This is a genomic window from Sulfitobacter sp. R86518 (assembly GCF_042466275.1).
Classification (GTDB): domain Bacteria; phylum Pseudomonadota; class Alphaproteobacteria; order Rhodobacterales; family Rhodobacteraceae; genus Sulfitobacter; species Sulfitobacter pontiacus.
Genome location: NZ_JAXHCA010000005.1, coordinates 2,807,615 through 2,820,508, shown reverse-complemented (window position 1 = coordinate 2,820,508; position 12,894 = coordinate 2,807,615). Strand labels below are relative to the sequence as shown.

12 protein-coding genes are annotated in these 12,894 nt (G+C 59.6%); 5 read left to right on the top strand and 7 right to left on the bottom strand.

Annotated features, from left to right (window positions below; genetic code table 11):
- Positions 1-39: 39 nt before the first annotated feature.
- The gene (pncB, locus tag SJY36_RS14880) at positions 40-1,332 is read left to right on the top strand and encodes a nicotinate phosphoribosyltransferase (RefSeq protein WP_386176166.1); all 1,293 of its coding nucleotides are present in this window, start codon (positions 40-42) and stop codon (positions 1,330-1,332) included.
- Between the two features lie 87 nt (positions 1,333-1,419).
- On the opposite strand, the gene SJY36_RS14875 is transcribed toward pncB, so the two are convergent.
- The 6 genes from SJY36_RS14875 to SJY36_RS14850 form a co-directional block, all read right to left on the bottom strand.
- On the bottom strand, positions 1,420-1,965 hold the full coding sequence (locus tag SJY36_RS14875) for a hypothetical protein (protein ID WP_037942593.1): 546 nt from the start codon (positions 1,963-1,965) through the stop codon (positions 1,420-1,422).
- Between the two features lie 202 nt (positions 1,966-2,167).
- Positions 2,168-2,590 carry an alternative ribosome rescue aminoacyl-tRNA hydrolase ArfB gene (gene arfB, locus SJY36_RS14870; RefSeq protein ID WP_005850506.1) on the bottom strand — a complete coding sequence of 141 codons (423 nt, stop codon included), beginning with the start codon at positions 2,588-2,590 and terminating at the stop codon, positions 2,168-2,170.
- A 332-nt stretch (positions 2,591-2,922) separates the two neighbouring features.
- Complete coding sequence (locus SJY36_RS14865; RefSeq protein ID WP_386176164.1) at positions 2,923-3,543, bottom strand: queuosine precursor transporter; 621 nt, start codon at positions 3,541-3,543, stop codon at positions 2,923-2,925.
- Between the two features lie 92 nt (positions 3,544-3,635).
- Positions 3,636-4,502: an esterase-like activity of phytase family protein gene (locus SJY36_RS14860; protein ID WP_386176162.1), complete on the bottom strand. Its 867-nt coding sequence runs from the start codon at positions 4,500-4,502 to the stop codon at positions 3,636-3,638.
- A gap of 2 nt (positions 4,503-4,504) precedes the next feature.
- On the bottom strand, positions 4,505-5,440 hold the full coding sequence (gene mepA / locus SJY36_RS14855) for a penicillin-insensitive murein endopeptidase (RefSeq protein ID WP_386176160.1): 936 nt from the start codon (positions 5,438-5,440) through the stop codon (positions 4,505-4,507).
- Positions 5,437-6,810: an MFS transporter gene (locus tag SJY36_RS14850; protein WP_386176158.1), complete on the bottom strand. Its 1,374-nt coding sequence runs from the start codon at positions 6,808-6,810 to the stop codon at positions 5,437-5,439. Before SJY36_RS14850 ends, mepA begins: the two co-directional genes overlap by 4 nt.
- Before the next feature lie 201 nt (positions 6,811-7,011).
- Here SJY36_RS14850 and SJY36_RS14845 point away from each other — a divergent pair, with 201 nt between their 5' ends.
- The 4 genes from SJY36_RS14845 (at position 7,012) to yaaA (ending at position 10,692) form a co-directional block, all read left to right on the top strand.
- Positions 7,012-7,338, top strand: coding sequence for a BLUF domain-containing protein (locus SJY36_RS14845; protein ID WP_386176156.1), 327 nt, complete (start codon positions 7,012-7,014; stop codon positions 7,336-7,338).
- Between the two features lie 102 nt (positions 7,339-7,440).
- Positions 7,441-7,728: a YggT family protein gene (locus tag SJY36_RS14840; RefSeq protein WP_005850500.1), complete on the top strand. Its 288-nt coding sequence runs from the start codon at positions 7,441-7,443 to the stop codon at positions 7,726-7,728.
- A gap of 109 nt (positions 7,729-7,837) precedes the next feature.
- On the top strand, positions 7,838-9,883 hold the full coding sequence (recQ, locus tag SJY36_RS14835; protein WP_278374990.1) for a DNA helicase RecQ: 2,046 nt from the start codon (positions 7,838-7,840) through the stop codon (positions 9,881-9,883).
- A gap of 29 nt (positions 9,884-9,912) precedes the next feature.
- Positions 9,913-10,692: a peroxide stress protein YaaA gene (gene yaaA / locus SJY36_RS14830; RefSeq protein ID WP_386176154.1), complete on the top strand. Its 780-nt coding sequence runs from the start codon at positions 9,913-9,915 to the stop codon at positions 10,690-10,692.
- Here the strand turns inward: yaaA and SJY36_RS14825 are convergent.
- Complete coding sequence (locus tag SJY36_RS14825; protein WP_386176152.1) at positions 10,677-12,818, bottom strand: response regulator; 2,142 nt, start codon at positions 12,816-12,818, stop codon at positions 10,677-10,679. The two genes, yaaA and SJY36_RS14825, sit on opposite strands and share 16 nt — an antisense overlap.
- Positions 12,819-12,894: the final 76 nt, after the last annotated feature.

Below are 12,894 nucleotides of genomic sequence, written 5' to 3'. Positions count from 1 at the left end.
GGATGGGCCACAAACACACCGCCTAAGGGAGCTTTGAACATGGTCGACATTGCAAGCCGCGTCTGGAACCACAAGTGGAAGATCGACCCTATCGTGCGATCCCTGATCGATACGGATTTCTATAAGCTGTTGATGTGCCAGTCGGTTTTTCGCAACAAGCCGGAAACACAGGTCACATTCAGCCTGATCAACCGTTCCAAGCATATCCCGCTGGCCGATCTCATTGACGAAGGCGAGCTGCGCGAACAGCTTGATCACATCCGATCGCTGTCACTCAGCCGCGGGGAAAGCACCTGGCTGCGTGGGAATACTTTTTACGGCAAGCGCCAGATGTTCCGCCCCGACTTCATGGAGTGGTTCGAGGGCCTGCGCCTGCCGCCCTATCATCTTGAGCGGAAGGGCGACCAATACGAGCTGACATTCGAAGGGTCGTGGCCCGAGGTGATGCTTTGGGAGATCCCCGCCCTCGCCGTCCTGATGGAGCTGCGCAGCCGCGCCGTGCTGGACCGTATGGGCCGGTTCGAACTGCAGGTGCTCTATGCGCGCAGCATGACCCGTGTCTGGGAAAAGATCGAAGCCCTGCGGGAAATTCCCGATCTGTCCATCGCCGATTTCGGCACCCGTCGCCGCCATTCGTTCCTGTGGCAGGATTGGTGCGTGCAGGCCATGCAGGAAGGCTTGGGCGACGCCTTTACCGGTACCTCAAACTGCAAAATCGCCATGAGCCGAGAGGTTGAGGCGATCGGCACCAACGCGCATGAACTGCCGATGGTCTATGCCGCATTGGCCAAGGACGACGCCGCACTTGCGCAAGCGCCCTATGACGTTCTGCAAGACTGGCACGACGAACACGAAGGTAACCTGCGCATCATTCTGCCTGATACTTACGGCACGAAAGGCTTTCTGGATAACGCGCCCGACTGGCTGGCGGGCTGGACCGGCATCCGCGTCGACAGTGGTGATCCGGCGGTGGCGGCACAGACCGCGATCGACTGGTGGAAGTCCCGCGGTGAAGACCCCAGCGAAAAGCGGGTTATTTTCAGCGACGGTCTGGATGTCGCCAAGATCAAGGAACTGCATCAACAGTTCGCGGGCAAGGTCAAAGCCTCCTTTGGGTGGGGCACCTTGCTGACAAATGATTTCCGCGGGCTGGTGCCTGACGACGCGCTCGCCCCGTTTTCGTTGGTGTGCAAAGCGGTCAAGGCGAACGGCAGCCCGACGGTGAAACTGTCGGATAACCCTAACAAAGCAATGGGCCCGCAGTCAGAGATTGACCGTTACAAACGTGTCTTTGGCGTCGGCGATCAGGCGGCTCAGAAAGTTATCGTCTGATCCGACGGCAAAAGGGGCCAGTGGTTTCCCACCGGCCCCTCTGCTTTATGCCGCCTGCGTGGGGTGCGGGGCATAACTGCAAATCGCTTAGCCGCGGTCGTCGACGATCAGGGTCAGACCGCCCATACCGTTACCGCGCACGGCCACGACCTCTTCCGAGGTGAAGCCTTCGGCTTCCAGCTCTGCGCTCAGGTCAGCATTGGCGTCAACAGAGGCGCGCATGTCATCAACGGCCTCGGCCTGTGCGTCCAGCGCGTCGTCCAGCGCGGTTGTGGTCCCCTGTTTAGATGCCTTCAGCTCTGACACGGTTACGACGTCCAGCTTGGCGTCGGCATCGAACGCATCAATTTCTGCTTGGGTCTGCGTGTCGGTTTCGGCACCGGCGCGCAGTTCCTGGATCAATTGACCATAGTTTTCCTGCGCGGTGTCGCCGGTGTCGGTCACGGCACCCTTGGCTTGTTTCAGTGTGGAATCGGTGGATAGTGAACCGGATGCGCCAACGTCAGCGCTGATGCCCGAGCCTACGTCTGCTGCGCCGCCAACGGCACCATCAACAGAGGTTTGCGCCATCGCTGCGGTGGAAACGCCGGTGGCCATCAGGGTCGCGATCAGTGTTGTGGTCGTAAGTTTCATCTGAGTTCTCCTTAGATTTACTACCAGACATCGCTTGTATGTCTGCGAGGGGAACACCGGGCCACGGCGATCCGTTCCGGCGCGGATTCGGCCCTCTGGCGGCGATTTGCCGATCGGGGGCGCATACCGGCAAAAAACGGCGAGATAGGGGCGCTGCAATAGAAGTGATGGAACGGCGGCGCAGGGCAGGCCCCGCGGCAGGCTATTCTGGCGGATCAACCCGCCCGCGCAGCGCCTTCACCTCGCCCCGCGTCTTTTTCGCCTTCAGCCGGCGTTTCTTCGAACCGAGCGTGGGGCGTGTCGGGATACGCTTTTTGGGCGGCTTCAACGCGGCGGTGATCAGTTCCTTCAGGCGCTCGCGGATAATCTCGCGGTTGCGGACCTGACTTCGGGTTTCGTCACATTGCAGCACCAACGCGCCCTCGGTCGTCCAACGACGGCCCGCCAGTCTGCGCAGACGGTTTTTGACCGGCGTCGGAATAGAAGGGGAGGTCGCGGCCTCGAACCGCAGTTCCACGGCGCTTGAGACCTTGTTCACATTCTGACCGCCGGGCCCGGAGGCGCGCATGAAGCTTTCCGTCAGCTCCCAGTCCTGAATGGCAATCTCGTCCGTGATCCGCAGCATCAAACTCTCCTTCTTGGCGACTATCGCATCGCGCAGACCCAAGGGAAAGGGGAACGCCCAGATACGAAAAGGGCCGCCCCGGTGCGGAGCGGCCCAATCGAATGGTTTAAGGAGGTGGGATCGGTTAGATCGGTGATCCACCCGGGTTGTTTCAACCGTTAGGGGCTGCCCTAACGGGATACCTCCCAAGCTGTTCCGACACCTCGCTCCAATACCGTTCTTGACACTGGATCACCTCCTTTACATTTGTTGAACTCACTTGAAGACTGGCACAGTAATCTGAAAACGTAAAACGTTTTCTGCACCCGTCACAGTTCACAAAAGGGTGCCTATCAACTGCGGGTCAAAAGTTGTACAGTGATGATGCGGAAGGGGATCAGGGCGATCAGCGCAATCCCGAGTTTCACAGACCAGTCTGCAACAGCCAGCGATACCCAAAGCGGCGCGAGCGGGCCGCTACCCAGCAATGGCAACATTTCGGCCGCCCAGGACACATCGGTTGCAGGATGCAGGAACGACAGGGCACCGGAAAATGAGATCGAGAAAAACAGCAACGTATCAAGCGTGCTGCTGACCAGCGTGCTGGCCAAAGGCGCACGCCACCACGTGCCATCGCGCAGCGCAGAGAAGATCGCAACATCGACCAATTGGGCCACGAGGAAAGCCACACCGGACCCGATCGCGATGCGTAGGGTCACCAGCGGCCCGAATTCGCCCATGATCTGTGTCCCGATCAGCGAACAGACCAGCCCGACGACAAAGCCTACCAGCACAACACGGCGCGCGGCATCCTTGCCGTAGACGCGGTTCATCACGTCGGTGACCAGAAACGCCAGCGGATAGGTGAACGCGCCCCAAGTCAGCCATTGGCCAAAGAGGAACTGAACAAGAATGTTGGAGGCCACAACGATGGCGGCCATGGCAAGAATGCCGGGAAGGTAGGTGCGTGTCATATTTGAAACCGTTTTTTGCAAGGGTGCGGCGACTTGGCCTGCGGGGATCGCAGACGTCATGCGTTGTAGGGAAGGCGGGGCACCCGCGCAAGCTATTGCGTCATCGTCAGCTCGATCACCTGGGTTTCCTGCACGGAGAGGAAATTATCGTCCGATATCATCATCACCCGCGTGCGCCCGATGGCGTCGCGCCAAACGGTCAGCGCCTCTAGGTTGTCGTATCGCGCGGGCAGGGTTTGCAGCAGCGTCACCGCGCTGGCCTGATCCCCAGAGAGTTCGATCCGCCGCAGGCGCGTGCGAAACCCCAGCGGGGTGACCGTACGTTCGAGCAGATACAACCGCCCTTCATCGTCGAAATCCGCACCCACGGGGACAAAGGGGCTGTCATTCTCGAGGTAGGCCGCGATGCGCCACGTGCCGTCTTGGTATTTGTACAGCGGGATCTGATCGCCGCGGTTATCCTCGGGCAAGGCATAAAGCGCGCCTGCTGCATCGACCGCCAAAGCTTCAAACCCGGCGTTGTCGCGCAGCACTGCGCCCTCGGGCGGGGCGATGAACTGCAATGGGGTGCCGTCGGCAAGGTTGGTACGCGCGATGCGATGATCGCCTTCGTAGCTGATAAAGATGCTGCCATCCGGCGCAATCGCCAGACCTTCGGCGTCGGCCTCGGGTTTGTCCATCACCGCGCCGTTATTATCGCGCAGCGCGACGGAATGGATGATCTCCATCCCCGTCAGCGTGCCAAGCGCGTCGCGCGACAGGTCGGCCACGATAATCCGCCCGCGGTCACTGATCGCGGTAAGCTGTTTGCCATCCGCGCGCATCTCGACACCGGACAGGCCACCGAACCAGGGGGAGTCATGCTCCCACGTCAACTGCTGATGCTGCGCGATAGGGCCATTTGCGCCCGCCGCAAAAGCAGCGGAGGCAAAGCCGAGGGCAAAAAGGATCTGTAGCAAGCTTAGTTCGAATCCAGCACGGATTGGCATTGCGCTGGCAGGTCAGCAAGCAGCAGTTCGCGCTTTGGCTTGCGCTTGGGCGCATTGGGGTTTGGTGGGGGCGGGTTCAGGATATTCGCCTGCCACTGACGCGCATCGGCGCAGCCATCGCCCGCAGGGGGCGGATCTTGGTTGACGCAGCCGGTCGCCCCTTTGGGGCAGCTCAGCCGAACGTGGAAATGATAGTGGTGCCCGTACCAAGGACGGATTTTGCGCAGCCAGCTGCGGTCGCCCTTTTCATCTGCACACATCTGCACCTTGGCCCCGGGGAAAACAAAGATGCGCGCCACGCGGGGGTCAGATGCCGCGGCCTTGAGCACCTGATGGTGCTGCGGGGTCCAGCTGCTGTTCACATAGGCACCGCTGGCCCGACGCATGGAGATAGAGGAAATACTTTCACGCTCTGCCCGGCTGAGCGACAGCGACTTGGGCGGAAGCATCCAGAAATCGGCGTCCAGACCCATCTGGTGGCTGGCGTGCCCTGTCAGCATCGGGCCGCCACGGGGCTGGCTGATATCGCCGACATACAGCCCTTCCCATCCGGGTTGCTGTGCGGCCTTCGCGCTGAGCGTTTTGATGTAATCGATCATCTCTGGGTGGCCCCAGTTGCGGTTGCGCGACAGGCGCATGGCTTGCCAGGTCGGCCCCGTTTCCGCCAGTTGTTGCGCCCCTGCGACACAGCCCTTTGAATAGCTGCCGTAAGCGGCGGAAGACTGCCGTGACCCGTCGGCTTTCGCGCCAAAAAGCTTCTTGGCCTGAATGTTGCTTCGCGCGCCCCCCGATGACCCGATGGTCGGCAGGATTTTGGACGCTTCCGCATTCGGCTTGGACGGTGACCCGCCGCAGGCCGCCAGCGTGAGGGCCAGCGCGCTACATGTGAGGATTCGTGTCAGGATCATTTCGCGAAATCTCCGTTCGGTTTCACCCAGACTAACAGAACCAGGCCGATGATGAACAGCCCTACTACAGGGGCGATCCCGATCCGTTGGCTGCCGGATACGTCGCTTGCGATGGCGATCAGGGCAGGGGCCAGAAACGAGGTCGCTTTGCCCGACAGCGCGTAAAGGCCAAACGCCTCTGTCATGCGGTCGGGGTTGCCCTGACGGGTCAGCATATTGCGCGACGATGCCTGCAGCGCCCCGCCCGCCGCACCGATCAACGCACCGGCGATGTAAAAGGCGATGTCGGGTGCGGAGGATCCTTCGGCCAGCGTGATGCCCATAATCGAGTTGGGCGTCAGCGAGATGATTAGCACGGCCGTTGCAATCAGGATCAGACAGCATGTTACGATCACAGGCATCGGCCCAATCGCACGATCCACACGCCCGCCCACCCAGCAGAACACCGCGCCTGAAATCGCGGCAAGTATCCCGAAGACGCCGATATCAATAATGCTCCAGTTCAATACGCCAAGCGCGTATATCCCGCCGAATGTGTACATTCCGTTAAGCGCATCGCGGTAAAACATGGATGACCCCAAATAGGCCAGCAGCGACGGGTGGCGCGGCAGGTTCTTGAGCGTGACCCACAGATCAGAAAGCCCTTGCCCCACGCGGTACCGCGCCGCGCCGGTCACCGGCGTATCGCGCACATACAGAAAGAAGGGGATCATGAAGACCGCGTACCAGATTGCGGTCAGCGGCCCGACGATGCGCGTATCGGCTTTGGTCGCGGGGTCCAGCCCGAAGAGCGGGCTTAGCCCCGCCATCGTGCGCCCGTTGCTGCCCGCCTGAAACAGCGCGATCATCGCAATCAGCGCCACGACACCGCCCACATAGCCAAAAGCCCAGCCTGACCCCGACAGCCGCCCGCGCTCTCCCGGGTCGGGGTGCAGCTCTGGCAGATAGGAGTTGGTGAAAATTGTCGCGAATTCCATCCCGATCAGGCCAATGCCAAAGAAGAACAGCGCCCACAGGACCGAGAAATCTTGCGGCGCGGTCCACCACAGCGCGGCTGATCCCACCACATAAAGCCCCGAAAACAGCCAGATCCACGGCATCCGTTTGCCCGATGAATCAGCCACCGCCCCAAGGGTCGGGGCCAGTATCGCGATCATGATCCCCGCAACCGTCAGCCCGTAGCCCCAATAGGCCTGCGCCTGCGCCTTGGCCGCATCCAGCGCCATGCCGCTATCCACAAGATTTGCCGTTGCTGTTTGCGCGAAGTAAGGGCCGAAAATAAACGTCAGAAGAAGCGTGTTATAGGGTTGGCTGGCCCAGTCAAAGAAGTACCAGCCCCAGATTTTCTTGCGCGCTGACGTGGCTGCCATGACTGCTTTCTCCTGTTTTGACGGACGGTAGTGCAGCAGCCCTACGCGGCGCAAGAGCGGTGTTGGGCGCAACGCTAGCGTGAATTGCCCATCAGTATGTCATAAGACATCTCAAAAGGGTCGCTTTTCAAATCCTTTTTGCCTACACAGGGTGCCAACGTTAAGAATGTTTTGGATAATTTTACGAGGCTCCGTATGTCGATGATCCGGCTTTTGTACTTCAGCACCGCAGTTCCTTCGGTCTCTAAGACGGATGTTGCCGACATATTTACCGTCGCTGTGCGCGAGAATGAAAAACATGGCGTCACCGGTGCCTTGGCCTACAACGGACGCAACTTTTGTCAGGTGCTTGAGGGCGAAGAAGCCGCCATCCGCCAGTTGATCGAAAACATCCAGAAAGACAGTCGTCACAGCGGCTTCAAAATCCTCGATGAAAAGCCGATCGAGACCCGGCATTTCGCCGATTGGTCCATGCTTCAGGTCGATAGTCTGGATTTTTCTGTCATCATCAACGCGATGCAAGCGTGATGTGATGCGATTTTACCAAGAGCGGCGGTGCCAAGGCGCTGCCGCTCTTGTTCTTTGATGCCAGCGCACCTACTTTCGCGCTGTGCAACGAAAGGCCCCCTTATGACATCCCTGTTTCAGATCCTGATGCTTCTGCTGAACATCGTTTGGTTCATCATCATCGCGCATGTCATCATGAGCTGGCTGATTAATTTTCAGGTTTTAAATCTTCGTCAACCTTTGGTGGCGCAAGTTTGGGATGGGCTGAATCGCTTGTTGGAGCCTGTTTATGGCCGGGTCCGCAGCTTTCTGCCGCAAATGGGCGGGCTTGATCTGGCACCGCTGGTCGTTCTGATCGCCGTTGCCGTTCTGCGTATCCTGCTGATCAACAACGCCGCGTTGTTCTACTGATTGGGCGGCTGCTGGGGCAAAGACCCCGCCGGACGCACGGGCAGGGATTGTTCCCCGCCCGCGACTATGAGATTCTGCAAACTGCAGGTTAGATACAGTTGGGTTTTTCATGTCAGGCGCTGCCACGCTACTTCGTGATGTCTTTGGATTTGACGGGTTCCGCCCCGGCCAGCAAGAGATCGTAGAGGCCGTTACCGCCGGCGAAAACACATTGGCCATCATGCCCACGGGTGGTGGTAAATCTCTTTGTTTCCAAATGCCTGCACTTTTGCGCGACGGGGTGACGGTGGTGATATCGCCGTTGATTGCCCTGATGCGCGATCAGGTCCGCGCGCTGCAAGAGCTTGGCGTCGGGGCGGGGGCGCTGACCTCTGGCAATACGCCCGAGGAAACCGATGCCGTATGGGAAGGGCTTGAGGCTGGGACGCTCAAGCTGCTCTATATGGCCCCAGAACGGCTCGCTGCCGGGTCGGTTACGGGCATGCTCAAACGCGTGGGCGTATCGTTGATCGCCGTGGACGAGGCGCATTGCGTCAGCCAGTGGGGCCATGATTTCCGCCCCGATTACCTGCGCATCGGCGAATTGCGTCGTACGCTTGACGTTCCGCTGGCCGCGTTCACCGCAACGGCGGACACGGAAACCCAAGCCGAGATCGTTCAGAAACTATTCGACGGTGTCCCCCCGCGCGCCTTCCTGCGCGGGTTCGACCGGCCCAATATCCATCTGGCCTTTGCGGCCAAAAACGGGCCGCGCGCGCAGATACTGAACTTTGCGTCAGGGCGTAGGGGGCAGTCGGGCATCGTCTATTGCGGAACGCGGGCCAAGACCGAAGGGTTGGCCAAAGCGTTGCGCGACGACGGACATCTGGCGCTGCATTATCATGGTGGGATGGAGGCGGACGACCGCCGCACCGCCGAACGCCGTTTCCAGCAGGAAGACGGGCTGATTGTGGTGGCGACAGTGGCCTTTGGCATGGGCATCGACAAGCCGGATATCCGCTGGGTGGCCCACGCCGATCTGCCCAAATCTATCGAAGCCTACTACCAGGAAATCGGGCGCGCGGGTCGCGATGGTGCGCCGGCCGAGACGCTGACGTTGTTCGGCCCTGATGATATCCGTTTGCGCCGCAGCCAGATCGACGAAGGGCTCGCCCCGCCGGAACGGCGCGCCGCTGATCATGCACGGCTGAACGCGCTGCTGGGGCTGGCCGAAGCATTGGCGTGTCGTCGTGCGAACCTGTTGAAATACTTTGATGAAACCGATGTCACCTGTGGCAATTGCGACCTTTGCGATACGCCTGTCGAAGTGTTTGACGGGACCACCGCCGTGCGCAAGGCGCTGTCGGCGATGCTGCGCACCGAGGAATGGTTTGGCGCAGGTCATTTGATCGACATCCTGCTGGGCAATGAAACCGATAAAATCCGTGAACGCGGGCACAGCGATTTACCGACCTATGGCGTGGGCAAGGAATATGACAAACGCGAATGGCAGGCGGTGTTCCGGCAAATGATGGGGCACGATCTGGTGCGCCCCGATGCCGCGCGTCACGGTGCGCTGCGCATGACCGATGCCGCATTGCCAATCCTGCGCGGTGAGGCGTCGATCTCTCTGCGCCGGGACAGTATCCGCGCCGCCGCATCGCAGCGCCGTCCTGCGGTCAAGGCGATGGTCAGCGACGAGGATGCGCCGCTGCTCTCTGCGCTCAAGGCGAAACGCCGCGGGCTGGCAGAAGCCGCCAAAGTGCCCGCCTATATCATCTTTAACGACCGCACTCTGATCGAGATGGCCGAGAAACGCCCGGATACACTGGATGCCATGGCCCGTATCGGCGGGGTGGGGGCCAAAAAGCTCGAGAATTTTGGCGATGCGTTTCTAGAGGTGATCAACGGGGCCGCCGCCGAGATGCACCCGACGCGGCGCAAGCTGGCGGGGCGCGCGGCAGGATCGGTGTTCGATCAACTGCGCGAAGTGCAAACCACCTTGTCTCGCGGGGCAGATGGCGGCGAAAAACCGTTGAGCTGCTCGACCTCGCTGCTGGCAAAAGTGGCGCAGCTGCACGCGCCGAACCTTGATGCCATCGAACGCATTTTGGGCGAGAAACGCACCGAAAGGTTTGGCCCCGCATTTCTGGACGTTTTGCAACAAGCGGGCTAGCTCTTGCTGCGACCAAAAAAGGAAAATCCATGCTGACCGTTATCTCTCCCGCCAAGAAAATGGACTGGACCCCGCGCGACGTCGCTATGACGACGCCCGACCTGCAGGAAGATGCGGTCGCCTTGGTCAAGGTGGCCCGCGAGCTGAGCGTTGGTGATCTGCAATCATTGATGCACCTGAGCGAGAAACTGGCCAAGCTGAACCGCGACCGTTTCACCGCGTTCGAGGAAAATCCGTCCCCCGATGTTGTGCGCCCTGCTGCCTTTGCCTTTGCTGGTGACACCTATCAGGGGCTGGAAGCGATCAGCCTGGATCCTGATGAACTGGATTATGCCCAAGATCACCTGCGCATTCTGTCCGGACTTTATGGTGTGCTGCGCCCCTTGGACGCCATTCAGGCCTACCGGCTTGAGATGGGCAGCCGATTGAAAACGCCGCGGGGCAAATCGCTGTACGACTATTGGGGCGCGCGCCTGTCCGAAGCGTTGAACGAACAGGCGGAACAGACCAACAGCAAGGCGTTGGTGAATTGTGCCAGCCAGGAATATTTCGGCGCGGTCGACCTTAAGGCGCTGGTACCGACGGTTGTGACACCACAGTTCATGGAAGATAAATCGGACGGCAAAGGGCCCAAGATTGTCAGCTTTTACGCCAAGAAAGCCCGCGGCGCGATGGCGCGTTTCGTGGTGCAGAACCGCCATACCGACGCCGAAGCGATCAAGGATTTCGATGTTGGCGGGTACGCATGGCAGAAAGAGCTGTCGACGCCGGAAAAACCCGTATTTGTGCGGCCCTATCCCACCAGCTGACCCTCTAGCGGGAAAGCCGCGTTGGGGCAGTAACGGTTAAGGAGCGCCACAAGCTCAGCCTTTCGCAAGGGTTTGGTGAGGAAATGATCCAGCCCGGCGGCGAGTATCCTTTCCTTTTCGTCCTGAATGGCATGCGCTGTCAGCGCGACAATCGGGCAGCTGCTTGCCCCGTCTTCCAGCGCACGAATGGCGGCGGCGGCATCTTTGCCGTTCATCTTGGGCATAGAGATGTCCATGAACACCAGATCGGGCCGGAAGGTTTCAAACAGCGCAACTGCCTCTTGCCCGTTGGTGGCAAGCTGCAGGTCGATGTTCAGCCGTTGCAGCATCTTTCGAAGTACCAGACGATTGGTCTTATTGTCCTCGGCCGCCAAGACCCGCATCGGACGGGTACCAACAGGCACCGGCTGCATCGTTGACACCTCGGCCAGTAGCTCGGTGACGCTGATCGGGTTCTTCATGATCCGGCGCACGCTCGTATCATCCATACTATCGCGGATTTTGTCGGGTGTCTGACTGTACAGGATTACCTCGGTCGCAGGGTCGGAGACGTGCACCGCGCGGGCAAATTCGATCCCGTCCATATCGGGCAACGTGTCGTCTACAAGCAGCAGATCGACGCTACTGTCCAGCGCGGCCAGCCCTGCTTCACCGGTGCCACAGGAAGTCACGCGCACACCGATATGTTCCAGATTGCGCTGCAAGATCGATCGGCAGATCGTTTCCCTTTCGACAATCAGGACATGGCGCAGGAATGGGGGGGGCTTAAGCGGCGGCGCGGCACTGTCCTCTTGGGCCTTCAGGGGCAGTTCGAAGCCGAAGCACGACCCAACCCCATGCTCTGACGTGACCCAAATCTCGCCCCCCATCAGTTGTACCAGACGTTGGCAGATGGCGAGCCCCAGTCCCGTCCCCTCTGCATTGGGGCTGGGGTCACTGCTGGCTTGGGTGAATTCTCCCATGATATGTTCAATCATGTCCGGCGCGATGCCGATGCCCGTATCCTCGATAGAGATTTTGATCAGCACGTTGCCAGAGCCCGCGTCGGGTAGCCCCGTGGCGCGGATCAGGATATGCCCATTTTGCGTAAACTTAACAGCATTTCCAACCAGATTGGTAAGCACTTGCCGGATACGCCCTGCATCCCCGACCAGTTTGCGCGGCAGAAACAGGTCGTAATCCAGCGCGAGGTCCAGCCCCTTTTGCACCGCAAGGGGCTGTAAAAGCAGCAGTACTTCTTGGAAGACACGTTCCAGATCAAATGGGGCGGGGTGGATGCTCAGTCGGTTTGCCTCGATGCGCGAGAAATCCAGAACGTCGTTGATGATGACCAGCAACGCTTCGCCAGAGGTCTTTATGGTGTCGACATATAGGCGTTGGTCTTGGGTCAGCGCGGTATCGCCAAGCACCTCCGTCATGCCTACGATCCCGTTCATCGGTGTGCGGATTTCGTGGCTCATCTTGGCAAGGAAAAGGGATTTCGCGCTGTTGGCTGCTTCGGCCGTGGCGCGGGCATCAACGAGCTTGCGTTGGTATTCCACGGTGTCGGTAATGTCGCGAGCGAGTGATACGATATCACCGCCTTTTCCCCTTTGATCGACAATCTTGATATATGCGCCATTCCAGAGCTTTATGATGATGGGTGCCGGAGCCTTTTGCTGCGATCGCAGAAGCATCTTGGCGCGCCATTCCTCTGGCGTGCGGCGCCCGATGTTTACGATCCCTTCATCGGTGAGCACGCGCAGGATGGTAGAATAGCTGACACCCGGACAGATGGCATCAATACCGTCGAACACGGCCAGATAAGACCGATTGGCCATGATCATTTCATTGTCTTTGTTGAAAAAGGCAAAGCCGTCGTGGATGGTTTCGACCGAATGCCACAGCCGGCGTTGGGTCAGTTCGATCTGTTCGCGCGCGGCACATAGATCGGACATCACCCGTTTGTTTTCGCCGCGGATGTTTTCAACCTCCGCCCGTGTTTCAGAAATCTCAACAGAGACATTTTGCGCGTGGTCATCCAGCTTGCGGTAAGCGGCACAAAGCTCTGCCTGGGTTTGTTCAAGCAGCGCTTCCACCTCTGCGCGGCGGCGTTGTTCATGGGCAAGCTGGTCAGCTGGTTTCATCCAAAGCTCCGAATCCCTCCTATCGGGGGGATCATGGGGGGCTTGGGGTGAACAACTGCTTAAGCGTTGCGTGATT

Coding starts and splice junctions, on each gene's coding strand:
- pncB (WP_386176166.1), top strand. CDS start 40: ATGGTCGACATTGCAAGCCGCGTCTGGAACCACAAGTGGAAGATCGAC.
- SJY36_RS14875 (WP_037942593.1), bottom strand. CDS start 1,965: ATGAAACTTACGACCACAACACTGATCGCGACCCTGATGGCCACCGGC.
- arfB (WP_005850506.1), bottom strand. CDS start 2,590: ATGCTGCGGATCACGGACGAGATTGCCATTCAGGACTGGGAGCTGACG.
- SJY36_RS14865 (WP_386176164.1), bottom strand. CDS start 3,543: ATGACACGCACCTACCTTCCCGGCATTCTTGCCATGGCCGCCATCGTT.
- mepA (WP_386176160.1), bottom strand. CDS start 5,440: ATGATCCTGACACGAATCCTCACATGTAGCGCGCTGGCCCTCACGCTG.
- SJY36_RS14850 (WP_386176158.1), bottom strand. CDS start 6,810: ATGGCAGCCACGTCAGCGCGCAAGAAAATCTGGGGCTGGTACTTCTTT.
- SJY36_RS14845 (WP_386176156.1), top strand. CDS start 7,012: ATGATCCGGCTTTTGTACTTCAGCACCGCAGTTCCTTCGGTCTCTAAG.
- SJY36_RS14840 (WP_005850500.1), top strand. CDS start 7,441: ATGACATCCCTGTTTCAGATCCTGATGCTTCTGCTGAACATCGTTTGG.
- recQ (WP_278374990.1), top strand. CDS start 7,838: ATGTCAGGCGCTGCCACGCTACTTCGTGATGTCTTTGGATTTGACGGG.
- yaaA (WP_386176154.1), top strand. CDS start 9,913: ATGCTGACCGTTATCTCTCCCGCCAAGAAAATGGACTGGACCCCGCGC.
- SJY36_RS14825 (WP_386176152.1), bottom strand. CDS start 12,818: ATGAAACCAGCTGACCAGCTTGCCCATGAACAACGCCGCCGCGCAGAG.